Raw genomic sequence first — 25703 nt, forward strand, 5'->3', positions numbered from 1 at the left:
GAACGGTGGCCGGATATTGATCGGAATGCCGGCCGGCTTCACGTCGGAATCCGCAGTCAGAACCTTCGTGAGGCGATCTTTCACATGCTCCGACAGCTGATGAGGCTGTTGCCGCAGCAACGCGGCATTGGCTTTCTCAAAGGCCGCGATCGCCTTCTTCTGCTCGTGCAGCGACGTTCGCTCCGTGAGCCCGGGATCGTTGCCGGCAAGAAGATCCTCCAGGCGCTTGATCGCTCGGAAGAGGCGATCCGGCGCTGCGAAGATGCGCTCACGCAGGCGCTCATCCCGCTCATACTCAGTTTTTGCCAGCTGAACGACCTGCACCTGCGCTATCACCTGCTTAGTCCGGCTCTCGATCAGGCTCGCCGGCCCCATCAGGGTCAGGACCGAGGCGGCATGAAGCTCGTAGATCTCGCGAATGTCGCTGACGGCATTGAGCGAGGCTGCAGCCTCCTGGAAGCGGTGTTCCCGCAGGTGATAGGCAGCGTTTTCGATGGCGTGCATCGGCGTGCCGTTGCGATCAGCTAAGTGCACGGCCGCGAGAGCCTCAAGGTCCTCGCGAACCTCGTCGGTCGCAGACGCCAGGATGCGCTCGTGGTCGCAGCCATTGTTGCAGGTGAGGCTGAAATAGCCATTCGCGCCTGTGCTCAACGTGGCGACCACGTCGACGTTGCGGCCCTCGTTGTCGACCAACCCGAACTCTCGCTTCATGGCACCTATTCCAAGGATATGATCCCCAGAGTGAGCGCTGGCGCCCTGAAACTCACAAGCAATCCTTCGCCTCTTTCGTCGCGGCATGGCAAACTCGGAGAAACGGAGAATCTATCCATGTCCGAATCGATCACTGGCGTCGCCGTTCTCGGCAACAGCGGAGAGACAATCGTCTTCATCTCCCCGACTACGCGGACCCCGACGAAGATCGTTCGCCACGACGACAGGCTCGTCGTCTCGGACGCCGATGGCGCGATCTCCGATGAAACCTACGGCCCCCTCGCGCTGGAGAAGTGCCAGGACGGAGCCACCGTGTTCGTCATTGAGATGAACAAGGCCGGAGAGCACGGCCGCGGCTTCCAGCTTGTCGTGGGAGCCTGACGATGGATATGCCTCCCGTCGACGTTGTCGCCCTTCTCAACAAGGTCGCAGCAGCCCCCTACATCATTGAAGCGCCCGACGCCCCGACGGATGTTCGGGAAGGCGTCATTCGTTCGCTTGCCGCACGCGCGCCCGGTCGCACCGCCGAGATGACCGCCAAGTCATCTGCGGATATCGAGGCCTATCGGGGCACGATCGGGGCCATCAAGGACCGGCTGAAGGCTGAGCTTCCTGAGAATCCGAACTATACGATCGAGTTCGTTGACCTCGCCGGCAATGCGAAAGCCGAGGCCGACCGACTGGCGAAGCTGACGTCCCAGGACAAGATGGCTCGCCGCTATGTCAAAGAAGGGTTCGAGCAGGGCGGCATCGCACTCGGCTTGGATCGGAAGAAGGGAGGCCGCATCTGCATGGTCAGCCCCTTCGCGCCGCGTGTGAATATCGACGATGTCCTCAACAAGCTCACAGGCGTCGATCCGAACCGGGAGAATGTCTCCGATCAGGATTTCCACCGGCAGGTGGCGTGGCACGAAATCGGTCACTGCCTCGTTGGCGGCAGTGAAATGAAAGCCGACATCTTCGCGGCCTTGATGACGATCCGGGATACCCCAAAGCCCGGAATGCTGCTGCGCTGGGCGATGTGGCGCGAGAGCGCTGAGCTTCAAGCGCGGGAGATCGACGACAACCACGACGTCTCGAAGGGCATCTGGCAAATCGTCAGGATGGAGGACAAACTCCGCGCCGATCCGGAATTCATGTCGATGAGCGTCGACGGAATTGCTGCGCTCGCCAATCAGGTTGCACAAAGGGCGGACTTCACCGTCGACGAGAAGCTGGCGATCCGGGATATCCGGGTGATGGTCGCTGTCGCCATCTCGAAGAAGGCGCACTTCATCCCGGAGCCAGGTGGCGGCCTGAAGCCTACCGACCTGGCTGGCTGGCTGCATGCCAGTGGATTGGCGCCCATCGAGCGGCTGACGAAGCTGACGCGCGCGATCATGGATGGCTCCGACCCAGGGGATCCGCCGAAGCTTGATCGCAAAGCACTGCGAGAAGCGATCGCGACCTTGGCCAAAAAGGGTGACCCGACCGCGATCGCCATCGGCCGGGCCATTGATCTGGAGGCTCCCGTAAGTGCGCGATCACTCAAGCGCGAGTATGTCGCGCAGATGAAGGACGACGCGAAGATCCCACTACAGTTCTCCGCCAGCAGGGTCGTTTCCGATCGCGTGCTTCGGTGGGCGATGGACACTCAGCAGATCAGCTTCTCGGCTGACCAATCCAGCTACATGATCAAGGACCAGCAGACCGGCCGCGTCGTTCAAGCCGGCAAGGTCGAGCTCTCCGGTGGCCAGGCGGACGTTTCCCTGGAGGGTCGCTGGAAACGAGATCAGGTCACCGGCGCCCCTGGCGTCAGCGCAGAACTTGAGCATCGCTGAGCTCATCCACCGAATCCTCGCTCCCCCGCGAGGATTCCAGCAAGGAAAGATGTAAGGCTTCTTGGAAACAAGGAGCCTTTTCCATGCGAGCATTCCTCGCCGCCGCGGTTGTCGTCGCCGTGACCAACGTTCCCGCTCTCGCCGAATCCGATCCCGTCATCGCCACGGTCGACGGGCGAGCCATCACGCAGAGCTCGGTCGAAAGCGTTCTGATCGAGAACGGGATGATGGAAGACGATGATCGAGAGGAGGCTCGGCAGGACGGCCGGCTTCGACAGACAGGGATTGTCCAGGCTGTCGAGCGGGCCGCGCTTGCCGCCGCCGCAGAGCGCGACGGCCTCGACAAGAACTCGGTCACGATGGAGCAGATCAAGGAGGCTCCTGCCTCGCGTGATGGGCTATTGCGCGAGGTGTGGATGACCAAGGTCGAGTCCGACCTGCGGACACAGACGGACTCCGCTCGCGTGAAGGCCTTCTACGAAAAGGCGAGCGCCGGGCCACGCTACGCTCTTCGCTTCCTCACTTATCCCACTCGTCAGGCCGCGACCGAGGCTCTGAAGACCATCGTGGATCGCGCCAGCTTCGATGCTGAGGCCGTCCGGATGTTCGGCTCCAAGCAGGAGGCCGCAACGTCGCAGACCCAGGACGTGATGGAGGCGACAAGTGCCTGGGCGTGGCGCCTGCAGGGGCTCTCGATCGACGCCCCCGCCGCGGGAACTGTTGGCGGTCCGTTTTGTGAATGGCCGCTCTGCTCGATCTGGCTCGTCGAAAAGGTCGAAACGGCTCCGACGCCGGCCTTCGATAAACTTGACGAAAAGCAGATGGCTTCACTGCGAGGGATGAGCGTCTTCCTGAAGATGCGCTCAGCCTATTCGACGGCCTTGGCCGCGGCGAAGATCGAGTGGAAGGAGCCTGCTCCGGAGAGCTGGACCGATCTCGCACGCCGAATCTCGATTCCCACGAACGAGTTCTGAGGACACACCATGAAGCGTATCCTATTCGCCGCGCTTGCCCTGACCGCAGCGCTCTCCTGTGCCACCGCCGAGGAGCTCGCCATTGTCGACGGTGTGGTGATCGAACGCCAGCATGTCGACGAGTTCGTCTCTCGGCAGCTCGAAGCACTGTCACGGGATCGGGGCAGCAGTGTTTCGATTCCCGATCGCCTTAAGCAGGACGTGGCAACGGCCTCGTTGGGCGACCTTGTATCGAGCGTCGCATTCGCCCGGGCAGCGCGGCGCGCCGGATACGCCGACGACCCCAGGCTCAAGCAGAGCCTGGAGGAAGCCAGAAAGGGCAAGCTCGGCGAGATCGACGAAGACTTGCTACTCGCCTTCCTCTGGAACGAGAAGCTTGGGCAGGACGCCATTCTGAAATCGACCGAAGGGGATCTTCGCGACTTTTGGGCGCGCCTGACCGAGGGGGCAGATTACAAGGTCAAGATCCTGTCCTTCGCAACCGAGGGAGAGGCCAGGGCAGCCAGAGCGCAGGCAAAGGATGCATTTGACTTCGCCGCGATCGAGAACAGACCGAAAGGTGAGGGGGCCCCCTTCGCTCTGGAAGCACGGGTCGACTCCGGCTTCCTTTGGAAGTGGCGCCAAGGCATCGATCTAGGCACACCGCGAATGGGCGACATCGGCGGCCCAGTTCGGGCCAAGAGCGGGACTTGGTCGATTTGGATCGTCGAAGGCGTCCTCAATCGCCCGCGGCGGAAGTTCGAGAGCCTCGCCGAGCCGGCGCTGGAGGTGCTCAAGACTGAGTATGCAGCCTGGAAGCAGGAAAGCGTCCTTAACGAGGTGCTTCGCACCGCCAAGATCGAGTGGAAGGTCGAGCGACCTTCCCTCTTCGCTGACGCAACCCGCTGAGGAGGCCAGCCTAAGGAGCGGGGCTGGGAGTTGCCCCGCCGATGGCGGAGAGGTGTGGGGCCGCGAAGTCCTCCGCTTCGCCTCGCAGGTAGGCGAGGAAGTCATCGGGCACGACACGCTCGGGGATGCGTGGATATTCGTCCGCGCTGAAGATGAGGCCAGTGGCATCGGGCTTGAAAAAATGACCCCAGTCACGCTTGAGCGCGGCGGCAACGTCGTCGAACCGTGTCTCGACGACCCACTTGTATGGCTCGCCGGGAACTGAAGAGCGCCCGGCGATCGAACCGACGGCCGAGTTCGCTCCAAGCCAACCACTTGGATCGTCGCGCCAGGAGGTGCCGGTCAGATCCGCCTCATAGAGGCGTCCTTCATCGGTCTCTCGAACGATCATTCGATCGCCCCAGCGCGCGACAAACTCGGCCTCGAGGCCAGCGTGATCGAAGGCAACGCGCATACCGCGCGGGCCGATGTCCTCAGCTGGCAGCCATCGAAAGCCGCAATGCTTCGTTCCCCACTTCGAGAACGACTCCAGCGCCGTCAGCGGCGGAAGCACGCCACGGTTCACCGCGAGACATCCGATGTCCCATGAACTGGGCTCGGTGAAACCGAACGTCTCCCCAAACGCAGCGAGGAAACGTTCTTGGTCCGGCCTTCGCTCGATGTAGACAGCCAGGTCGAGCGAATGCCCGTGATTGGCCCAGTGCTCGCTCCAGAGCCAGGGCCCGGTCATATTTTCGGACAGGAACTTGTGAGCCTCATCCGGAAGCTCGGCACGCGAGCGCAGATCAATTGAGCGTCCGTAGGTCGAAAACTGGGGCGTGAAGCCCGTCACAGGGCTGTTGAATGCCTCGCTGAGAGCAATGAGCTCTTCTGGGCGGATCTCACGATCTCCATAGACCGGTTCAGGCAGCCGACTTTCCGACCACTCGGTCTGGTTCCCGTGGCTGAAATCGATGACGCGGGGCATGGAGGGCTCCAGAGATGATCGTGTCCGAAGCGAAGGCTATGGCCGTCGCCTGAAACCCTCAAGCGCCCATCAGAGGAACGAGTCGGCCCAGCGCGCCTGCGCGCCACGGGAGTCCATGTGGACGAAGTTCATGTCCTCGTAATAGCCGACGCCGCCGAGTTTGAGAGCCCAGGTGGCGCGAGCCACATTGCGCATGCTCACGCCGGGAAGGGTGAAATCGACGGCCTTGGCTCGCAGATGCAAGCTGTTCACCGCCGGACCATATCCCGCCTCGCGCAGCGCCTCCTGGGTTTTCTGGGTGCGGAAGCCGGAATTGATGGTGATCCGCCCGTTCTCTGAGAAGTAGCGCTGGAGGACGTACAAGGCGGCATAGAGGCGGCGATCGCATTCGACAGCGGTCTGCTGGCGCCAGTCGCGCATCAGCCAATGGCACCACTGCAAGGCAACCGGATTCCACTGGTCGCCGATGAACAGCTCCAGATCGTAGGCCTCACGCGTGTTCGGATTCAGCAGGCGAAGAGGAATCGATTTCTGCGCCGCCTCGACAGCCGGCTGGGCAAGGCACTTGGGCAAACCCGCAAAAATCGCGGATGCGCCGAGACCGAGTCCCATCAGAAATTGTCGCCGGGAGGTCGAAACGGACATGCAAAAGGAACCCAGAATCGATTCAACACAAAGGACCGATATCACAATCCTTCCAGATTCCCGGAAGTCGGTCTACCATTTCGTCGTCCAGCAAAGGACGGCGTGGAGGATTGTGCCTTTCGCTGCCCCCGCTGAAGTTCATCTGGGGGCGTAATCCATGATCGATATCGCGTTCAATCAGGCAGGGGTCACGATCGTTCACGACGATCCGACCCTCGATGGGGCTACCGGCTTCTTTGTGAAGCGCGCCGGAGGCCAGTGCCTGTTTGCGCTCGCGCGCGGGGCCGTTCGGGAGATCGAGGAGATCATCCCGGAGGATCTGCGGGCGGAAGTCATCGATCAATCGGAAGCCATGATCGTCAGGATGGACGGTCTGCGCCCTGTGAGAACGGGCACGATCGTCGTGCACCTGGTGAACTAAGGGCGCGTCATGAGCGACAGCGATATCATCGGCACGATTGCGCAGGTCCGATCCAACAGGAGCTTCTTTGTCGCTGAGCGCGACAGGGCCTACGAGGACTGGACCGCAAGCCTCCATCGCGAGCTCATCCAGAACGCCGTCGATGGCGGTGCCAGGAACATCGACATCTCGATTACGAGCGAATTCGGACGCGGCGTTCTGGGGCGCGCAGCGGAGTGCCCGATCGTAACGCGGGTGGCCTACCAGGACGACGGTGTCGGCATGACTCCGGAGGTTCTGGAGGATGTCTATTTCTCGCTGCACGGCTCCACGAAGAGCTCCGGCGAGTCGGTCGGCGGATTCGGCCGCGCTCGCCTGATGACGACATTCTCACAGCCGCGCTATTCGATCAGGACCGGCGATCGCTGGGCCCAAGGCGTCGGTGCCGAGTATGTGCTCCGCTCGCGGGACCAGGCTCTGCGGGAAATCGATCACTGGCTCGATCAGGCTCGCGATCGCAAGGCGGCAGCTGCCGGCGATGCGCAGGCTCAGCTGCTGCACCAGCGCGAGATCGACCTACTGGAGCAGGAATACGAGGCGCTTGCGCAGGGCCCGCGGAAAGCCAAGGGCTGCCGCGTGGAGCTCGACCTCAATCCGCAGGATGCAAAGTCGGTGGAGCGCCGGCCAACGGTTGAGCGGATGAAGGAGACGCTTCACGCCTATCTCAGCCGGAGCGCGATCAAGGCGAAGGTGACGCTTAACGGCGAGCTCATCGAGACGAAGAAGGTCGCGGTCAAGCCCGCTGCCAAGATCCTGGCTCGTGTCGACAATCACCGGATCAACGACGGCTGGCGGGAAAACCCCAAGATTGAGATCCTGCCCGCAGGGGACGGTGCGTCCGACATCGCATTCGGCGAAATGAAGCTCGTGGATCCGAAATCGGACCACGGTCTTCCTGCTGGCAAGATCCTGGTGCGTTCGTCTGGCGCGCTGATGTTCGAGACGAGCTCTGGCAACACTGAGCACACCCTCATTCTGGAGCTGAACCCCTCCCTCGCGCGAGAGGTCATGACCTCGAACCGCGATGCACTCCGGGATGAGTACAAAACGGCGCTGGAGGAGTTCTCCCAGCGCATGGCGACCGACACGGACGCTGCGCTCCGCGGCAAGCCGAAGACCGAGTTCACGGTTCTTCAGGGTGGAAAAGGCCTGCTCAGTTCTCGGCCTGAGAAGGTCGAGATCGATTTCGCGGCGCCGACCGCGGTCACCGGCTTCAGGACGAGCCGGAGCAAGCGCCTGGCAGAGCGAGTTGAGGCGAGCCAGAGTATCTGGTTCAGCGACTGGCAGTTCGACGGATTTGTGAAAGACGGCCTGGAGAACGTGCCTGCGTCGGAGTTTCATAAGCTGTTCGAGGGCCTGAAAGGTCGCGGCTCGGTCGAGGGCACCATTCTTGAACGCTTCTCCGGCCGGCAACAGAGCGAGGCGTTCCTTACCGCTCTCGATCGCTACGGCCCGCGGAAGGCGATGGAAGTCGCATCCGGCCCGCTACTCGGGCACCTCGTGAACTCGATCAAGCTTCACCAGGCGCTCGCCGATGAAGCCGAATCCGCGCTCAACCGGGACAAACTCTCGGACCTGCACGACGTGCCCATCTACAAGGAGAACCTGCAGGCCGACGAGAAGCTCGATCCGGCTCTCGCGAAAAAATTGACCCGGGCCTTCCATGCCCAGGGAAGGCGTCTCGATCCGCGAAATTGGGATCTGCCGAACGGTGAGGGGCTCCAGGCCCGCAAGCTGCTGGCGATCTGGCAGGTCGCGGTTCAGCAGTGCCTCGCCATTGCCGCGGAGAGGCTGCCTAAGACGCCTTCGTTCCCATATTCAGTGGGCTGGGTACTGGCGTTGCCGCGTCACCAGTGGCAGTCCCTCTCGGGGGATTATGGCTACAGCATCCCCGAGGCGGTCTTCCACCGGCCGGATGCGAAGGAGGATCTGCGCTACTTTCTGCTCAATCCCCTCGATCAGGAGTGCCAGCTCCGCTATAGCGCCGGCAATGCCGAGGATCGGCATGCGATCATTTCGCTCGCAGCTCACGAATGCGCCCATATTTACGCTCCTACCGACCATAACTCGGCGTTCGCGCAGGCTTTGACCGAGATCTCCATGGTGCTGACCCCGAAGCGCCTGCGCGAAATTCACAAGGAAATGGACGCCTCCATCCAGCTGATCGACCGGCTTTATGGGCGCGGACGCACCCGGATCGTGGCGCTCGACAAGGGAAACGGCTCACGCCCAACCGAGCGTCTACTCGACTCGCTCAGTGATGACGCGCGAAGCGAGGCGGTCGAGCTACGCGCCGATGGCGTCCGCGAGGTGGATGGCGGCCGGATCGATGAGCTGGAAAGCACATTCGCCGCTTGGCTCGACCAGGAGGGTGCTCGGCCTTCCATGGGCTGATGCGCTCATCTTGATCGGGGCTCATCAGCATTTCTGTCTTGCAAGGGGCGCCCATAGCATCGGTGTAGATAACGAGGAAGATCGATGAGCGACGAGCCCCATTTCTTCAACACGTCGAAGACGGTTGCATTCGACGAGGCTGCGGGCCTTCTGGGCTTCGCGACCAACGGCGCTGCGCCGCAGCGCATCTTCGGGCTGTTCGTTGAAGCCGACATCTACGGTGAAGTCGGATGCGAACCCACTGAGAGTTACTGGCTCAAGGCCACCCGGCAGGAGGACCAGTCAGCGACTCCGGCCTCAGCGCCGCATCCGGAGTTCATCCTGTTCAGCAGCGATATTGGGCAGGTAGAAGCTGTCCTGGGCGCTATCGCCAGCGCTTCCTTCGTGCCTGGCTATGATCAACGGCCGGCGGGAACCTTCGAAGGCTATCACAACTCGGCGCAGACGGAATTCTCCGATGCCACGCCGGACGATTGTGTCGAAGGGCTTTCCTGCCGCGTGAATTCGACGGGCGCGGGCTTCGAGTTCCGCTTGTTCGACAGGACGACGACCGTCGCCTCGGTTGCCGCAAAGCTCGCGCCGTCCGGCATCGACGACGTGCTTAGCGTGGTCGGTGATCTGCGCGAGTGGCGCGAGGATACTCTCCGAAAGATCGATCTTCAGCTGAGCGAAGAGCCGGCGCCTGCTATGGGCATGTGAGCGACGACGGCCTCAATCGAGTAAGCGCGCGGCCTTGTTCCGGAGACCGCGCCCCGCCTGGTGATAGCGGGCGGCAACCCGAACATCGCGATGGGTGGACAGCTCCATCGCCTCCATCAAGCTGATCCCCTGCAGGCCGGTCTCGGTCATGAAGCCTGACCGCAGGGAGTGAGCACCGAACGCCGACGGATCGAAGCCAGCCGCCTTCGCGCGCGCCTTTACGATCCGGTTGATCTGACGATCGCTGATCGCGCGATCGAGGACCACGCCATCCTGACCAACACCTCGGAAGATCGGCCCCTTGCTGATCCCTGACGCTTCGAGCCAGGCGCGCAGCGCGATCGCCGCCCGGCCGGCCACTGGAACAGAGCCAGCGTCACCATCCTGATGAGTTTTGGTCACGCCGAGCTGGTAGACGTATTCCTCGCCATGACCGGTAAGGCGCTCGCATACCGCCGACGCCACTTCTGACCGCCGGCGGCCGCCGCTTCCAAAGGCGAACAGCAGGATCGCCCGATCTCGCAATCCACGGAGATCCCCCTGGCACGTCGCCAGCAATGGCTCCAATTGCTCCAGGACCAAGGCCGTCTTCCGATTTGTCGAGTAGCCGGTCCGCTTGAGTGCGACGCGGCCGGCTTTGCTCATCAGCATCCGAAAGCGCGGATCCTCGAACGGGTTCGCGTAGCCGCGGGATCGGTGGACTGCTGACATCGCCGCAATCTTGCGCCTAAGAGACGAGAGGGCCGGCAAGCCAGAGGCCTTCTTCACCCCAAGCTCGACCAGGCCAACATCGATCTGTGCCGGCATCTCGTCGACATGGTGGACGACGAACATCATCGCGTGCTCGATCGAGCACGGAAGCACCGAGATCGAGTTGAGGTCTCCCCAACCCAGCCAGTAGCGAAGATCGGACGCGTAGGCGCGCCGTGTGCTGGCCGCACTGCCTTCTTCGAGAATGCGCCGAACGGCATCGCCCAGATCCGCTGGCAGGCCGGCGGAAGTGACGGGCGCCAATGCGCTCCCAGGGGTATCCAAAGCAGCTTCTCTCCAAGGATTGCCCGAAAGGATCGGAGAAATCCTTGCACACGGCAAGAAGGATCTTGCCGGAAGCGCGGCCGAAATACCCCAGCGGCCACGCAACACCTTTACCTGGCCATCCGCGAACGTTTTGGGGGAGAAATGCGTCAAATTTGATGAAAGCAAGCTAACTGGCCTTAGCTTGCTCTTGCTATCAACGAAAACAGCGGTCTCGGAGGCCAAAAATGCACCTTGCGGAGGGCATTTTGAGGGGCTACGGATTGGGGACCGAGAAGAGGGGATTATCGGACATAGCAAGGAAATCGGCTCGCTCAATCCATGGCGGATTCACCGAGTTTTGAGGATTGTTTTGTTACGAGGAAGAGCAAGTTAATGAGGATTAACTTGCGTTGAGGATTGCCGGCAGGAATTTCCGCACCATTTCTAGGTGTGAGCCGGTTCGAGGAGCCTAGAATGCCGCGTGAGAATAACGCCGAGAGGCCAGCAGGCCGGGATCCAAGCTTTTGGACGGGGAGCCAATCAGAACAGGATCGATTGCCTGCTGTCACAGTCGACCACGAACTGAACCGCGCTGAAGCCGCCGTCGGAGACGGCCACGACATCGCCGCGCACGCCTCAGAGGTGGCCAAGCAGTACCGGGAGGCCGCAGAGCGATTGCTGGTGGGGATCTCCAGCTCTCTGCGCTTCTATTACGACCCGCAGGTTGGAGCCGAAGAAGGCCGCTCGCCGCGACAGCTGACGATCTCCGGCTTCGAGCCTGAATTGTCGCGGGCGCTCGCCGATCAGATCGGCTGGGAGCTCAGCCCCATGGACCTGATTATCGGCCTCGGCCCATCGATGGTCGCCTGGGACGGCTCGCCGGCGGAATTTGACGAGGTCGTCGCCTCCGACCTTGCCTACTATGTCGCGAGCCTGTTTCCGATCCAATGCACGGGAAATCTCGCCGATATGATGCCGTGGTTGATGCAGCTCGCTGCGTCGATCGCGATTCATCGAACAGGCGATCATGAATTTGTCGAACGCTGTGCTGCCCGCAGCTTTGCTGGGCTCGCATCGATCCATGCCGGTAGCTGGAACGCGACCGGGCAGACCGCGACGCAGTACCCGGCCTGGTTCCCGCTTGCTGATCTCGTCTCGAACGAAACCCAGACGAGAGCCAAGCTGGCACCTGAAGCGCTAGACCTCGTCGAGTTGGCCAACCTCGTGCGTGACGCGATCGCTCACACGCTGGTCAATATCGGAATTCCGGTGGAGACTCGTTCCCAGGAAGCGACGGACTCGATTCCGCCGACGCTGAACTAGGAGCAATCCTTGACCGAGGCCCATGCATTGGCCGCGGCCTTCGCGGCCATGGCCCGGCTCGATGAATACACCAGGCACTTCCGCAACCCTGAGATCGCGCGAGCGTGGTTTGCGCGGTCAGAGACCCTTGCGGTGATGCAGGCCTCCGAAGGCGAGCTGCTGCAGGAGGTCACGTTGTGTCATCTGCTGATCGATGACCTGTACGAGCTCTCGACGCTGAAGCAACGGCTCGCACCCTGCATTCATAGCGCAATCCTCCGCTCCATCGCCGGCCCAGCCAGCGAAGAAGATCCGCTCGACTGGATCGCCGCTGTTTGGGGAGAGTCTGAGACATCGAACCGCCATCGCGACGTTGGTGCCGCCCAGTGGCGACATGAGGCCTCGATCAACGAGATCCTCGCGCCGATCCGAAGCGCATTGACCACGGCCACACCGGAGGTGGTCGCCGAGTGCGTCCGGCAGATCTGGGTGGGCCACGCCTTTGACGGCCGCGGCAAACGGATGGCCTTGCTCCTGGCGCCGTTCTTGATCCAGCGAGCATTCAAGGCGCCTCTGGTTCAATGCGGCCTTGCCAGGGCATTGGCGCGCGACGCGGATCTCACTAACGAGGCAGTTGTCGACCCGGAGGCCTGGCTCCTTCACTTCTACGCCGCCGTCGAGGAAAGCGCCTCTCGTACCTATGAGGCGCTCAACACGCTCGCGCGGGTCAAAGCCGACCTATCCGCGCTGCTTCCGCGTGAGCGCGAAACGTCGCGAAGCGGCCCAACAATCGAACTGTTCCTGCAGCGCCCCATCCAGACAGCGCAGGATATCGCCGGCGCGATCGGGTCGAGCGATTTCGGCGCTCGTCTCATCATCGACAAGCTGATCAAAGCCGGTGTCATCACACCGCTCGATGGCTCCCGGCAGAACCGCAGCTACATCTGCCGGAAAGCGATGGCAGCCTAGCGTTGCGACAGGCGAACCTGATCTTGAGCTCGCTTCATCGCGGCGCCAAGCGCCGTTTCGGCCGGTAGAGCGCTTCCCGAAGATCGGGCCGACTGCCCCTCGAACTCGCCTGGGTGCGCCTGGCGAATACCCCGGATCACACAACCGGGGAAGGTTAGCGCCGCGCGCGCCAGGACATCCGCCATGTCGTCGCCGCGGACACGCGCTGTTCCCGCGAACTTGCCGGCGCGGGAGAGACGTACGACCCAATCCGATTTCTCAGTCATTCGGCATGCCTCCTGAGTCGGAGGCTAGAGAACGTCGATGGGCAAGCGCAACTGCTTGAAGGTGATGATCCCCTCAAAACGGCGGGGAGGAACTCCGTTAAGGATGGTGGCGGGTGTTCTTTATGGCAGCGTCGCTTTACCGCTACCCGCTAGATACTTTCCGCCCGCTTGGTGGATAGCTCCGATTTCGATCGCCCTTAAAATTGCAGCCTCCCCGATATGAGGGAACTCGATATCCAGCGCGACGCGGGTCCGCGGAATCCAGCAATAATCGAGAATTGCGCCGACGAGGATTGGCCGGCGAAGCGCATTGCCGACCCGGACCAGGAGCCCGAGGCCTGTCAGCCGAGCAACAGCGAAGGGCAGAAGCTGGGCGTGCTCCTCGAACCGGGTGCTCAATTCGGCCAGAAAGACCGGGCCGTCTGCCGTGCTATGGTACACCGCGTCGGAAAGCGAAAGTACTTCGGGCGAGACGATCTTCTGTTTGACCTGAGGCCCTGCGCTGAACCTCTCGTCGCGGCCGCCGGGGGTTCCGGTCGCAAGGATCGTGCGGCCGATTGCTCCATCAAGGACTTTGCGCACCTCACCAGGAGCCATGCGCACCTCGGCTGAGAGCGCGATCAAATCCCGGGGGAACCAAAGCGCAGCCTCAATCCGTTTCAGCGCCTTACCAGGGGGAGTACCATCGTCATCATCGATTGCTCGATCTTCTATCAGCGCTTCTGCCGTAGTCAGAGCCTCCGGATCGTCGCTTGGTGCGCTCTGGCCAAGCAAATAGCGATGAGGCATTTCCTTACTGGCAAGGCTGAGATCCCCGCCGGCGGCGAGCGCCTCGAGGGAGGATATCACGTCGGAGCGGCGCCTCCCTGACCGCATAACGAGCTCTTCGATCGTGAGAGGCTCCTTTAGAAGAGCAGGAAGAGCGACATCTGTCGAAGCCCGTGACTGCAGCGCAGGGCCCGCCGATCCATCGACGACTTCTATGCGCGCCGCGCCGGATCTGGTCGCCTTGGCTACAGAACGGAGCTCTCGCGTGTCGTCGATCGTAAAAGGGAGGCGAGGTGTCTCGTCGGCAGCCGCACGCCTTGGAGTTTCGGCGGTTCGCGTCTCTCTTTCGAGAGAAGGCAGCTGCGGCGGCGGGGAGTCTCCCGGCTGAAGCAGGTTCGTGAGCTCTCGCAAGAACGGCGATACTGGTGCGTTTGATATCCGACGCCCAGCCGCACGATCCCTGTCTGCTGATGATAATGGGGGTGGCCACGCCGGCCGGGCTTGGGGAACCAGTTTGTCGACCTCACGAGGCGTTGGCGGCTTCGCCTCGTGACGTGTCTTCGAAGGTGGCCGGAAGTCGCCTGGACGAATAACCGTCTCCGATCCCACCTCACTCGCCCAAAGCGGCCTGAAATCGTTGGCAAAGCAGGTCGCCAAAGCTGGCACCGACTGGTACGCGAGAATGCGGACAGCGCTTACGACCCTGTCATCGCTACAGCGTCGAACGCGGGCGATATCGCTAACTTTGAACGCGACGTCGCCGATGAGGCTTCCGCGAAGGTCTGCTGCGATGAGGAACGGAACGTGTCGGCTCTTGCTGAGGCTGACCAGGTCGGTAGGTCGCGGCGGAGAGCTCGCGCCCAACAGGACCCGTTCGCCTCGGATTGCGAAACACAAAAACTCATGCGCAGTCTCGACCGATGAGCCGAGCTTCTCGGGCAGATCCCGGATGGCCACCACTTCATCCTTGAGAACCCTGATGAACTCCAGGAAGGCGAATGTGGCCTCTCCGGTCCGTTCGGAAGGAGGGGAGATGAGGACGGTCGGTTCAAGGCCGGACACGCCTATTCGGGCGTCCTGATCAGGCGTCGTCGGTCGCCCGAGCAGGTCGATGCACTGGAACGCACCGCTCGCGATCCCCCGCTGCATTCGCTCGACCACTTCGGAACCGGAAAGGCCATAGTAGCGGCCCACATCCGCCAGGGAGTGCCACTCATCAGGAGACAATGGCTTCCTGCTTGCAGACGCGGTTGCCGGTTCAGGCTTGAACCCGGCGCCGGCCTGCGCCTCAGACATCCGTTCTGGCGAAGGGATAGACGGGCGTTCGAGAACCGGCTCGCCTTCCGGGCTTTCGCCTCTGAGGACCGCCTGCGTCTCCATCGACTGATATTCAGGCGGCGCGGTATCAACCTCGACATCGAATCCGAGGGCAAGCCCCGCCTCAAGGGCCGCTCTGAAAGTTCTAGGCTCAGTCGTGATATATAAGAACGGGCTTCCACCGCTCGGAAAGGCGCGGCCTTGATACGTCACGATAGCAATTACGCCCCTGGACTTGAGGCGATTAAGTATTGTTCTGAACTTGGTTCTGTCGCCAACACTCGTGAGACCGTTGCGGCGGCAAATTTCGGCGAATGAGGCTGGCTTTCTACGAATTTCATCAAGCAGGAGATGCTCAGAAATCATAGATTGTCCCGACGCATTCGCACCACAAAAAGCGCGGAAAACCGCCCGCGATTCCTACCTATGACAGGTAGAAATCGGAGTCGAGAAAGCTGGCGGTGAAGCGGAGCTTATATCCACAAACATAGAGGCTAGAGCAAGGCGCACATTGTGCGCTTTTACTGCCCGATATCGAGCATAACCGAACGCTCAGCGCGCGCTGGCCGTGACCGAGGATGTCCCCGTGCTGAGGTAAGCCACGTAGTTCGAGACTACCTTTTTCACGTAGCCTCGCGTCTCCCGAAACGGGATCAATTCGATCCAATCGACGATGTCGATGCTGTTCGTGCGAGGATCTCCGAAGCGGGCGATCCAGCCATCTGAGGCGCCAGAGCCGGCGTTGTAGGCCGCTGCGGCCAAGGTGACGTTGCCAGCATATTTCGCCAGGAGGTCCGCGAAGTGGTGGGAGCCAACGGCGACGTTGTAGTTTCGGTTGCTGGCAACCATCCTCGGATCGAGCGGAACGCCGGTCTTCCGGGAGATCGCTTTGACGGTGCCGGGCATCAGCTGCATGTCGCCAAGGGCGCCGGCCGAGCTGACCGCCGTCGTACGGAAATTGCTCTCCGTCTTGATGATAGCCAGCACCAATTCGGTGTTCATCCGCGGGTCGTGCCAGAAGAGCTGCGGTCGTGGATAAGCGGGTGCTGCGGGCGCGATTGCGGCGCGGGTGTCGGATAGTCCCGCCTGGGAGGCCGCCAGCAGCCCGTAGAAGGTGTTCCTGTACATTGCCGCGGTCGTGTACAGCGTCTTCGCCTCATCGGCCTGGCCCATGACCTGCAACGTGCGGCCAAGCCAGTAGCCGGCCATCGCACGATGCCCAGCGGGATCGTCACTCGGGCGCAACCTGGCTGTCATGACCGCCATGTTTTTGAAATGGGCGAGCGCGAGGTCATGGCGACCAAGGACGCGCAGGGCCAGGAAGCCGGCAATAAAGCTACGATCGACCTCGTGAGCGACGGTCGTGACGCCCGTCTGGGCAACGAGTGCATAGGCTTCCTGAGACCGGCCCCTTTCGCGCAGAGTCATTGCCGCGTCCCGGACCTTCAGCCAGTTGGCGAGGGCAGGAGAGACGTCAGCGGCCGCAATCGTGAGAACGGCGACGCAGGCCAGAATCCAACGGGAAGCGAATCGAGTCATCACACCAATCCAAGTCGTCAGAAAGACCTTCGATGCAATCCTTCATCCGATCAAGGATTGATGGTGATCAGAACCGCTTGATCTTCGGGACGTAGGGCTCCGGAGCGACCGGCGCCGGCGCGGGAGCCGGTTCGGCGACAGAGACAGCCTTCGCCCGAGGAGCTTCGGCTCTGGGGCGTGCATTCGGGCCGGTGATATCGATCATCTGGGGCGCAAGCGGCGCCGGGATCATCGACGTTGTGAGGCCCGCAGGAAGCGCCGGCGCAGTGGCCGCAGTCGGAACGCCGCCAGGAACAGGTACGGGAAGGACGCCGCTGCCGGCTGCGAGAAGCGGTGCGCCGACGACCGGTACAGCAGGGTGAGCCTGAACCGGAGCGCCTTGGGTGACCTCGATCTGGGGTAGCGGCGCATCAACGCGACCGCGCTTGCGAGCCCCCTTGCCCCTCGCGCCATGGCCGGCAGAAGCGATGGCGGCGGCGATCGGCGTCGCAGCAGGGGAAACACCAGCCTGCGCCGGGGTGACATTCAACGGTTGACCGGGGGTGGTCAGCGGGTTCGCCTGTGCAGGCTGCTGCGCTGCATATGCCGCCGCTGCAGCGCTGCCTGGAGGCGGCGCCACCGGTACCAGGCCAGGAGCGATGCCGGCAGCTTTCACAGACGGTGCAGCTCCGGCAACGGCAGCCGGTGCGCTGGGGTCGAGGCCGCCGCCGGCCAGGATGCGTTTGATGTCTGGATCGACAGCAGCGGCCGCTGTCTGAACCGAGCCCGTTTCAGGCGGCTTGGCCGTGGTCTGGCATCCGGCCAGCACCATGGTCATCAGGACAAGCCCGGCCGGCAGTGAATGGGATCGACGCAGCACGCGGACGCTCCTGGATTACGAGTGGGCGAGGAAGGGCGGGACGAACTCGTCCTGCGGCATCGCGGCGGCCGGGACAGGAGGAGCAGAGATGGCCGGTTCCGCCGACATCAGGAAGGCCGGCATCTCAGGATCGCCTTCCGGCGCGGCCGGGGCATCGGACCGCAGCGTCTCCGGGATGTTGATCGGCTCCTGCTCACGAGCGGTCAGCACGGCCAGCGCATCGTCATTGGCGGGCTCAGCCTCCGGGAGGCTCATAACTTCCTCGCCGTCGACCGTAGCGTCCTCAGCGCCTTCGCCGGCAGCGTCCTCAGGAGAGGGCTCTGCAGCATGCTCGCCCTGGAAGGCCTGCGGGCTCAAAGAGATCTTCTCCGGCTCGATGGCCATGTAGTGCGTGACCGCGCCTGCGGCCTCTTCCTCCGCGCTCGCCGGCTGGTTGCCCGCGGGCGCCGCCGCGTCGGGAGCGGGCGTTTCCTCTTTCGCCGGTGCCGGCGCCACTGCGCTCGTGTCGGCGGTCACGACCGGGGTCGATCGAGTCCGGCGCTGGCGGGCGGGGTTCTGCTTGTCTTCCTCCTGCGCCGCAACGCCCGCTTCCGGGGCGGCGGACGCTGCGGTCGACGGCGCCGGTGCGGGGGCGGGAGATGCCGGAACGACGACGATGCCTGCGCCCGTCAGGAGCTGCATGCGGGTCTCCACGAGCTGCTCCAGGGTGTCACGATCGACACCATGGTTCTCGATCTTGCGACCGACAGCTTCGAACTCCTCGTCCAGCGAGTGCCGGCCCTTGAGCTTGGTCGAGATCTCGGCCTCGATGATCGCGAGCTGTGCCTTCAGCGCGTCGGCCTGCTGCCGAAGCGGGGCCACCAGAGGCTCGAAATCCAACCGAGCGAGAGCGATGCGGTCGGCTTCCGCCAACAGTTCATGGAGAGTGGTCACTGTTCAGTTCCCTGATTGGAGGTCGTGAGCGGAGCGGCCTCCTCCTCACCCGTGTCATCGGAGATGCGGGCGACGCCCGTCACCTTGTGACCTTCAGGGAGCGAGAAGACGCGCATGCCGCGGGTATCGCGTCCGTAGACGGAGACGTCGTTGACATTGGTCCGGATAGCCTGACCGCCGTCGGTGACGAGCACGAGGCCATCGGCCTCGTCGACGGGGAAGCAGGCAACGAGGTCGCCGGTCGTATCGTTGAATACGCCGGCCGAGATGCCGCTGCCGCCGCGACCGGTGACCCGGTACTCGTGGCTGGAGACACGCTTGCCGAAGCCGTTGGCGGTGACCGTCAGCAGGAAGCGTTCCTCGTTGGCGAGCTCCACCATCCGATCGACATTGAGGCTGACCTTCACGCGATCGGGGCGCTCGGGGTCATTGGCCGGCGTGACCGTCACGGAGGCCGGTGCGGTCGACTGACCGGCTTCGTCCTTGAGCTCGCCTTCCTTCATGAAGATCGTGCCCTTGGCGAGGTAGGCATTGCGCTCGATGACTGAGGCCTCGCTGTGCGGCAACACGGTCGCGCTGACGACGCGGTCGGCGCCTGCCTTGTCCTTGAAAGCGATGCCCCGGACGCCGGTCGAAGAATTGCTCTGCATGACCCGCATGTCGGAGACCGGGAAGCGGATCGCCTGCCCAAGGGCGGTCGCCAGGAGGACGTCATCCGTCTCGCCGGCCGGCAACACGGTAACCAGGCGGCCGCTGGTCGACCCGTCTTCGTTCTCCAGCTTCATGGCGCCCTTGCCCCGACGGTTGAGGTCCGAGAAATCGGTCGCCTTGTTGCGTCGGATATCGCCGAAGTCGGTGACGAAGAGCAGGCTCATGTCTTCGAGTGCGGCGCGATCCTCAGGCAGCGCGACAAGCGACTGAACCGTGTCGCCGTCCTTCAACTCGATGACGTTGACGATCGGGCGCCCCTTGGCGTTCGCATTCGCCTCCGGCAGCCGGTGGGCCTTGATCTTGTAGGCGTGCCCGCGCGCGGTGAAGGCGAGTAGCGGCGTGCGGGTGGTGCAGACGATCGTGGACGTGACGAAATCATCGTCCTTCGTGTCCATGCCGGTCTTGCCCTTGCCGCCGCGGCGCTGGGCCCGATAGGCCGAGAGCTCGGTGCGCTTGACGTAGCCGGAGTTGGTCAGGGTCACGACGATGTCGCGGCGCTCGATCAGGGACTCGTCATCGATCTCGTCGGCTTCGACGCTTTCGATACGGGTGACCCGCTTGTTGCCGAACTTCTCGCGGATCTCGATGAACTCGTTCCTCACGACGTTGTCGCGAACGACGCGGTCGTTGATGATCGGCAGCAGCTCACGGATCTTACCGGCGAGCGTCCGGAGCTCGTCCGAGATCTTGTCCCGGCCCATGCGGCTGAGCTGCTTCAGGCTGACATCCAGGATCGCCTTCGCCTGGGCGAGCGTCAGGCGCATCGTCCCCGAGAGCGTAGCGTCAGGATCCGCCTCCAGCAGCAGCTGGGAAAGCTCGTCGTCGATGGTGAATTCGAGCGCCATCAGCTTGGCAGCGGCGTCTTCGTCGTTGTTCGACGCGCGGATCAGCGCGACCACCTGGTCGACGCGATCGAGAGCGAGGTAGAGCGCGATCTGCCGCAGCTGTCGGCCGCGGGCGACATCGAGCTCGTGGATCGAGCGCTTCAGCACGCAATCACGCCGGAACGCGAGGAACTCCGTCAGGATCGTCATCAGCCCCATCTCGGCGGGCTTGCCGCGCGAGTTCAGGCAGGTCGCGTTGTAGGGGAACGTCGTTTGGAAGTCGGTGAAGCGCTTGAGCGCGTTCAGCACGACGGCCGGCTCTGCATCGGCCTTGAGGTCGATGACGACGCGAACGGATTCCTGGTTCGACTCGTCGCGAATGTCGGAGATGCCGCCGAAGACCGCATACTGAGCGACCTTCTGGTCGCCAGGCTTGGCCTTGGAGACCGTGGTCACATAGTCCGCGATCTTCTCGATCAGCAGCGCCTTGTTCACATCATACGGGAGCTCCGTGATGATGATGTGGTTCTTGCCGCGCTTGCCGGTCTCGATCTCGGCGACGCCCGACATCATGATCGAGCCGCGGCCGGTGACGTAGGCCTTCCGGATGCCGCTGCGACCGAGGATCACGCCCTGTGTCGGGAAATCCGGCCCAGGCAGGACCTCCATGATGTCGTCGAGCGAAGCTTCCGGGCGATCGAGGAGGATGAGGCACGCATCGATCACCTCGGTGAGGTTGTGCGGCGGCATGTTCGTCGCCATGCCCACGGCGATGCCGGCGCTGCCGTTGACGAGGATGTTCGGGAAGCGGGACGGGAGCACGACAGGCTCGCGCTCCTTACCGTCGTAGTTCGGCTTGAAGTCGACGGTCGACTTGTCGATGTCCTCGATCAGGAAATGCGCGAGCCGGGTCATCCGGGCTTCGGTGTAACGGTCGGCGGCCGGCGCATCCCCGTCCGGCGAGCCGAAGTTGCCCTGACCATCGATCAGGGGGTGACGCATCTTGAAGTCCTGGGCGAGGCGGACCATCGCGTCGTAGATCGCAAGGTTGCCGTGCGGGTGATACTTACCCATCACGTCACCGATGATGCGCGCCGACTTCATGTACGGCTTGTCGGAGTGATAGCCGCCGTTATCCATTCCATAGATGATGCGGCGATGGACGGGCTTCAGGCCGTCGCGAACGTCTGGGAGAGCGCGCGAAACGATCACGCTCATCGCGTAGTTCAGGAAGTCCTGCTTGAAGACCTCCGACAGCTCGGAGACCTCGATGCCTTCACCGTCGCTCGGAGGCGGGCTCTGATCGGTCATTGGTCAGTCTTCTCTCAGTCAATCAGGGGAAAAGGCGGGGCTTGAACTCGTGCACCGTTGCCGTTTCGGGCCGGGGCTGGTCGGGCGCCGCGGAAGCGACAGCCGCAAGCGAGACGCGCCGAATGTCGAGAAGCGATGGCTTCACGGTGGGGCTCTGCGCTGCAGTCGCCAGCTGCTCCTGAGGCGAAACCACCGTCAGAGGAGCGGGCGGGACGGATGTTTGAACGGCCGGCGCCGCCTGATCCGAAAGGACGAACGGATCGCTTGGCGTCGCCCAGACATCGGCAGGGGCAAGCAGGCCCGAGCGAAGGATGTTCTCGCGATCGCGATTGAGACGTTCGATCTGGGCGGTGAGGCCGATCGCGGCGCGGAGGCCGCCCTTGATCTCGCAGCCGGGCTCGCTGCCGAAGAATTCGGCGACAACGATGCCGCTGAACGTCGCCGAGCGCGCGCCGCGGAGCTCGCCTGCGATGCACAGGCCAATGATCTGGCCATAGGTGGTGATCTTCTCGGATCGCACCTCGCCGCGCAGCACCGTCTCACGGTGAAGGCGTACCTCACGAGCCCGAACCGGACCGGTCAGCTGCGCGCCGGGGAGCATGTCGAGGAGATTGACCTGCACATCCGCGGACACGGCAGCCCCAGCCTCGAGGATGAGCCGATGGCACTTGATCGTTCCCTCAAAGGGGCGATCCAGGCGAACGGTCCCGGGCTGACTGATGACGTCGCGTGCGTCTGTATCCAAGGATTGAGCAAGCATCTCGATTCGATCCTTCCCTTATTCAAGAAACCCTATTGAGAGATCCTTGAATGGGTCAACGAAAGCGGCGTTAATTCAGGCCGCGTCCGGCTGATTCTCGTGGATGACGGGGGCGTCGACGCCTTCCTTCTGGATCAGCTCGCCGATCGGTGCGCCCTTCTCCTTCAGCCACGCGCGGAGCGGTTCGGAGTCGGTGACCAGGCGGACCTCGACCTGCGCCTTGAGGACGTCCTTGACGACGAGCCAGATCTGCGGGCGCTCGCCACTCTCCGGGTGAACAAGGTGGCCAAAGGCCTTGATCTGCTGGGCCTTGATCTTGTCGAGGGTGCGACGGAGGTGGCGATTGAAGAACGTGTTCACCTCGGTGGGGATGATCTCGCGCTCCTTCATAAAGAGGCGGACGGTGGGGGCAGTCTGAGTGGTCACGAGCCTGATCCTGTGGTGCCCGGCGGTCGATATTCGATTCCGCCCTAGGGAAGGGACCTTCAAGGATTAAGGCGGCGCAGTCTCGCGGTCCATCAAGGAATGATGTCAAGGTCCATCAAACGGTGGATTGGGATTTTTCTTTGCCCCGTGCATTTCCCGGATGATTCCCCGTACCCCTTTCAAACACCGTCGCCACGCCTCCAAACCACGAAAGGAAAAGGCGTGACGACAGCAAAAATCAAAGTGTGCGTGCGTTGGGTCGAGTTCATTGCAAGGATCGCGTCTTTCGCGCTTCCTGAGCACCGGGATGTTTTGACCAATTTGGTGTCGATCTTGAGCGGGATCCGCAACTCAATCTCGGTATCAGAGATGCTGATCGAATGGTGGCGTTCGCGGAGAGATTGAAGGGATCCATCGCTCGCCGCGTGGCCCATAACTGGTGCTGGCAGATTACCGACGCTGCAGCGCCGACCAAGCTAGGGCTTGGGCGAACTGCCGCGATCGAACCGCTCAAGCTCCTGCTCATAGGCGGCGATGCGCTCTCGCATCGCCGCCTGGTCGGCCTCGTGCTGCGCGATCTGCTTCTTCGCGATACCGATAGCGTGATCGTGCCACCCGATGGAGCGGTTCTGATCCTTGATATCGTTTCGGATGACGAGCTTCTGTGCCTCGGGCGTGGCGGCCCACTTGATGAGAGCAGCCTTGATGGCGAGGAAAAACTCCTGCGGCGCTTGCTGGCTTTGCCGTAGGTCCCCGCCGGGCAGGACGCTCAGAGAGCGCCCATGGAACGAGATCTTGCCTTTGGGCTTATAGGACGCGTTGACATAGAATTCGACGTCCTGCCCGTCGATCTTGAAACTCCCCGGCATCGACTTGATCACCGCGGCCCGGAAGCAGCCCTGGGCCTCTAGTGTGCCGAGCCCGGGAACCTCGATCCGAGCGATCTCGTAAGCGAACTTGTCTGCCGGCTCGGGCTTTTCGGGATGGGGGTTGAAGATCGGCGTTGCTCCGAGCTTGAAGTCCTCACCCGCCCTCCAGACCTTCCCATTGTAGCTGACCTGACCGACCAGGTTGCCCTCGGCGTCCACGATCGCGCCGCCGGACCAGTTGCCGCCGCCCAGACCGTTGCGCTCGATGAAGCTCCTGCATTCCTGCGAGGCTTCGGCGAAATCGACCACTTCGACCGTGTGATCGGCCACACCCGGCAAGCTCCGAGTGGAGTCCTGCCCAAAATCTGGGTTGCCTCGGCTGGAAAGGGTCAGCTTGTACATGTCGATGCCTCTCGCCGGCGACGGCCGGCTACCGCATCATCATGCCCGGCGTGGGTGAAAGGCAAAACCGATCCGCGAGGTCATCGAGCGTGATATGCGCCCGGTCCCGCGAGAGATACGGTCTCCACAGATCGAGGATCCCTTCGATTGCACCTTCGGCAGTCCAGTCGTAGCCGCAGATTGAAGCGACGTCCTCCTTCCGGCTCGCCTTGACGCGCGCCAGCGCCTGCCGATCTACGGAAAGAATGCCATCAGAGAAGCACCTGAGATAGCGCTTGAGGGCATTCACGCATTCAGGAGGCGGCGGGGTGTTCGCCTTTCCATAGTGCTGCCGGACCTCAAATTGCTCTTCCTTCCAGCGAACCTCAGCGGTTGAAAGCCTCGATCCGCCAACCGTCCGGAACGAGAGGATTGCGCAGTCACCATGGGACGCGCGGGAGGCATAACTCCCGACACAGTGGGCTAAGCCTTGAACACCGTTCTCGTCAGGACCATTCCTGCCCTCGTCGACGAGATCACGCCCGGTGGTCAATTGCCTGATTGAGACGCGGTCATAGAGCGTGAATTCCGGCAGCCACGCTTCCCAGGAGCGCGCCGTGTTGAGCCTGGTCGGAATCAAAACGCCTCTATCGTGCCAGCGCTTTGCCGTCTCGATGACGTCGACTGACGATCGCTCGCCAAACAGGAATTTCCCGATCGCGTTTCGGAATGTCGGGAACGAAGCCCGAGCTTCTCCATGACCGTCGCGCGCCATCATTGGCAAAAGAACGGTCTCGAAAAAGTCGAACGCGACGTCATAGGCTTGCCCGCGAACGAAATCGACGAGCTCCGCGGCCATTGCTGTGCCTGGAAGGACGCAAAGATCGTCCAGACGGCGCCCCGTCATCCTATGGATACGCTCGTCGAGCTCGCTCCATCGTCCTCCGAAGCCGCCCGCCGACACCATGGGTGCGGTGTCGAAGGCATCTCGGAGATGAACGAAGAGCGAAAGCGCGCCGGAGAAACGCCGCCAGCCTTGTTCATCATGCCGCGTAGGTAACCAATCCAAAGGAAACCCGACCGCAGCGTGCAAGGCGCTGACGCCGATTGGAGCGAGGTCAACCCCCGCCAACCGCCTCAGGAGGCCTTGGCGTTTCGTTGGAGGGATGTCGAATGCTGCAAGCATCTCCATCGCGACCGCTTTCGGTGCCCCGGATACGGCCGGGGACCAGAAGATTAGCGACGCAAGCCCTGGGAAGGCATCCAAAGCGGCGCGGACATCAGTGACCGATTCAGACGGCCAGCGAAGGGCTCTGAGCCCGAAACGGCCACTGTCCCGCCACCCGCCGTCCAAAGCAATTGCTGTCTCGGAGAGGGCGATGCGTCCATCATCGACAAGATGGCGTAGGCGAGAGAGCCCTCGCTCATCGAGCCAGGTTGCCACGCGGCGGATGACCTCAAAACGCTCCTCCTGCTCGACTACACTTCCGCCGAAGCGCTTGCAGAGCGCGATGCCGATCCCGACGCTAACATCACCAGACGGCCGCATTCGGTCTGGAAGAACCCCGAGCGCGCGGAGCTGGTAGATCTCCTCGTCGGCCGACACGCGGCTGGTCGGCATGGCCGCGAGCGTCGCCAACGCGAAGTCATGGGGATGAGGAGGGGCATCGGACTGCAGGATATCGATGATACCGTCGTCGTTCGCGGCGGCCATGAGGAAGCGAAACTTCCCTTCAGTGATCGGATAGACGACCCAAAAGCCGATCCGACCATCGCCCTCAACGATACCAGCGGAAACGCCTATCTCAGCGAGAGCTCCGTCCGTGACCGCCAGTCGGTTTTCCTGATGATTGACGAGCATAGGGGGCGGGTGGTTCGATCGGAGCAGGAGGC

General features: G+C 62.6%; 23 protein-coding genes. 10 read left to right on the forward strand and 13 right to left on the reverse strand.

The annotated features are described in order from the left end of the window. A partial coding sequence (locus ACODTJ_RS09520; protein WP_488848282.1) for a hypothetical protein occupies positions 1-693 on the reverse strand: 693 nt, incomplete at its 3' end. 135 nt (positions 694-828) lie between these two features. On the opposite strand from ACODTJ_RS09520, the gene ACODTJ_RS09525 reads away from it, so the two are divergent. The 4 genes from ACODTJ_RS09525 (at position 829) to ACODTJ_RS09540 (ending at position 4393) form a co-directional block, all read left to right on the forward strand. Then, entirely contained in the window at positions 829-1092 is a 264-nt protein-coding gene (locus tag ACODTJ_RS09525) for a hypothetical protein (RefSeq protein WP_488848284.1), read from the forward strand. A 2-nt stretch (positions 1093-1094) separates the two neighbouring features. Then, complete coding sequence (locus ACODTJ_RS09530; protein WP_488848286.1) at positions 1095-2531, forward strand: hypothetical protein; 1437 nt, start codon at positions 1095-1097, stop codon at positions 2529-2531. Between the two features lie 83 nt (positions 2532-2614). Beyond that, the gene (locus ACODTJ_RS09535; protein ID WP_488848288.1) at positions 2615-3505 is read left to right on the forward strand and encodes a hypothetical protein; all 891 of its coding nucleotides are present in this window, start codon (positions 2615-2617) and stop codon (positions 3503-3505) included. 9 nt (positions 3506-3514) lie between these two features. Beyond that, entirely contained in the window at positions 3515-4393 is an 879-nt protein-coding gene (locus ACODTJ_RS09540; RefSeq protein ID WP_488848290.1) for a hypothetical protein, read from the forward strand. A 10-nt stretch (positions 4394-4403) separates the two neighbouring features. Here the strand turns inward: ACODTJ_RS09540 and ACODTJ_RS09545 are convergent, their stop codons facing one another. After that, positions 4404-5360: a hypothetical protein gene (locus tag ACODTJ_RS09545; RefSeq protein ID WP_488848292.1), complete on the reverse strand. Its 957-nt coding sequence runs from the start codon at positions 5358-5360 to the stop codon at positions 4404-4406. Positions 5361-5429: 69 nt separating this feature from the next. Continuing rightward, a complete protein-coding gene (locus ACODTJ_RS09550; protein WP_173050261.1) occupies positions 5430-6005 on the reverse strand; it encodes a YcbK family protein in 576 nt (191 codons plus the stop codon). Between the two features lie 157 nt (positions 6006-6162). Here ACODTJ_RS09550 and ACODTJ_RS09555 point away from each other — a divergent pair, with 157 nt between their 5' ends. The 3 genes from ACODTJ_RS09555 to ACODTJ_RS09565 all read left to right on the forward strand — a co-directional run bounded on the left by ACODTJ_RS09555 (position 6163) and on the right by ACODTJ_RS09565 (position 9558). Continuing rightward, positions 6163-6426: a hypothetical protein gene (locus tag ACODTJ_RS09555; RefSeq protein WP_488848294.1), complete on the forward strand. Its 264-nt coding sequence runs from the start codon at positions 6163-6165 to the stop codon at positions 6424-6426. A gap of 9 nt (positions 6427-6435) precedes the next feature. Next, positions 6436-8859, forward strand: a complete 2424-nt coding sequence (locus tag ACODTJ_RS09560; protein ID WP_488848296.1) for an ATP-binding protein — start codon at positions 6436-6438, stop codon at positions 8857-8859. A gap of 84 nt (positions 8860-8943) precedes the next feature. Beyond that, entirely contained in the window at positions 8944-9558 is a 615-nt protein-coding gene (locus tag ACODTJ_RS09565) for a hypothetical protein (protein WP_488848298.1), read from the forward strand. Positions 9559-9570: 12 nt separating this feature from the next. Here the strand turns inward: ACODTJ_RS09565 and ACODTJ_RS09570 are convergent, their stop codons facing one another. Continuing rightward, positions 9571-10572, reverse strand: a complete 1002-nt coding sequence (locus tag ACODTJ_RS09570; protein WP_488848299.1) for a site-specific integrase — start codon at positions 10570-10572, stop codon at positions 9571-9573. Positions 10573-11049: 477 nt separating this feature from the next. On the opposite strand from ACODTJ_RS09570, the gene ACODTJ_RS09575 reads away from it, so the two are divergent. Together ACODTJ_RS09575 and ACODTJ_RS09580 are read left to right on the forward strand one after the other, a co-directional pair. Then, positions 11050-11898 carry a hypothetical protein gene (locus ACODTJ_RS09575; protein ID WP_488848301.1) on the forward strand — a complete coding sequence of 283 codons (849 nt, stop codon included), beginning with the start codon at positions 11050-11052 and terminating at the stop codon, positions 11896-11898. Between the two features lie 9 nt (positions 11899-11907). Next, positions 11908-12846 carry a hypothetical protein gene (locus tag ACODTJ_RS09580; RefSeq protein ID WP_488848302.1) on the forward strand — a complete coding sequence of 313 codons (939 nt, stop codon included), beginning with the start codon at positions 11908-11910 and terminating at the stop codon, positions 12844-12846. Positions 12847-13232: 386 nt separating this feature from the next. On the opposite strand, the gene ACODTJ_RS09585 is transcribed toward ACODTJ_RS09580, so the two are convergent. The 7 genes from ACODTJ_RS09585 to ACODTJ_RS09615 all read right to left on the reverse strand — a co-directional run bounded on the left by ACODTJ_RS09585 (position 13233) and on the right by ACODTJ_RS09615 (position 22560). Continuing rightward, positions 13233-15563 (reverse strand): hypothetical protein, encoded by a 2331-nt coding sequence (locus ACODTJ_RS09585; RefSeq protein ID WP_488848305.1) that lies wholly within the window; start codon positions 15561-15563, stop codon positions 13233-13235. A gap of 186 nt (positions 15564-15749) precedes the next feature. Beyond that, a complete protein-coding gene (locus tag ACODTJ_RS09590; RefSeq protein ID WP_488848307.1) occupies positions 15750-16736 on the reverse strand; it encodes a lytic transglycosylase domain-containing protein in 987 nt (328 codons plus the stop codon). A 67-nt stretch (positions 16737-16803) separates the two neighbouring features. Continuing rightward, complete coding sequence (locus ACODTJ_RS09595; RefSeq protein ID WP_488848309.1) at positions 16804-17595, reverse strand: hypothetical protein; 792 nt, start codon at positions 17593-17595, stop codon at positions 16804-16806. 15 nt (positions 17596-17610) lie between these two features. Then, complete coding sequence (locus ACODTJ_RS09600; RefSeq protein WP_488848311.1) at positions 17611-18528, reverse strand: hypothetical protein; 918 nt, start codon at positions 18526-18528, stop codon at positions 17611-17613. Further along, positions 18525-21374, reverse strand: coding sequence for a DNA gyrase subunit A (gene gyrA, locus ACODTJ_RS09605; protein ID WP_488848313.1), 2850 nt, complete (start codon positions 21372-21374; stop codon positions 18525-18527). Before gyrA ends, ACODTJ_RS09600 begins: the two co-directional genes overlap by 4 nt. A gap of 22 nt (positions 21375-21396) precedes the next feature. After that, entirely contained in the window at positions 21397-22134 is a 738-nt protein-coding gene (locus tag ACODTJ_RS09610) for a bactofilin family protein (RefSeq protein ID WP_488848315.1), read from the reverse strand. A gap of 75 nt (positions 22135-22209) precedes the next feature. After that, positions 22210-22560 (reverse strand): hypothetical protein, encoded by a 351-nt coding sequence (locus ACODTJ_RS09615; RefSeq protein WP_488848317.1) that lies wholly within the window; start codon positions 22558-22560, stop codon positions 22210-22212. A 222-nt stretch (positions 22561-22782) separates the two neighbouring features. Between ACODTJ_RS09615 and ACODTJ_RS09620 the strand changes: the two genes are divergently transcribed. Beyond that, entirely contained in the window at positions 22783-22965 is a 183-nt protein-coding gene (locus ACODTJ_RS09620) for a hypothetical protein (RefSeq protein WP_488848318.1), read from the forward strand. A gap of 71 nt (positions 22966-23036) precedes the next feature. On the opposite strand, the gene ACODTJ_RS09625 is transcribed toward ACODTJ_RS09620, so the two are convergent. Together ACODTJ_RS09625 and ACODTJ_RS09630 are read right to left on the reverse strand one after the other, a co-directional pair. Further along, entirely contained in the window at positions 23037-23831 is a 795-nt protein-coding gene (locus ACODTJ_RS09625; protein ID WP_488848320.1) for a hypothetical protein, read from the reverse strand. 28 nt (positions 23832-23859) lie between these two features. Further along, positions 23860-25671, reverse strand: a complete 1812-nt coding sequence (locus tag ACODTJ_RS09630) for a PcfJ domain-containing protein (RefSeq protein ID WP_488848323.1) — start codon at positions 25669-25671, stop codon at positions 23860-23862. Between the last annotated feature and the right edge of the window lie 32 nt (positions 25672-25703).

The sequence above is a fragment of the Allobosea sp. FG18 genome, from assembly GCF_057809495.1.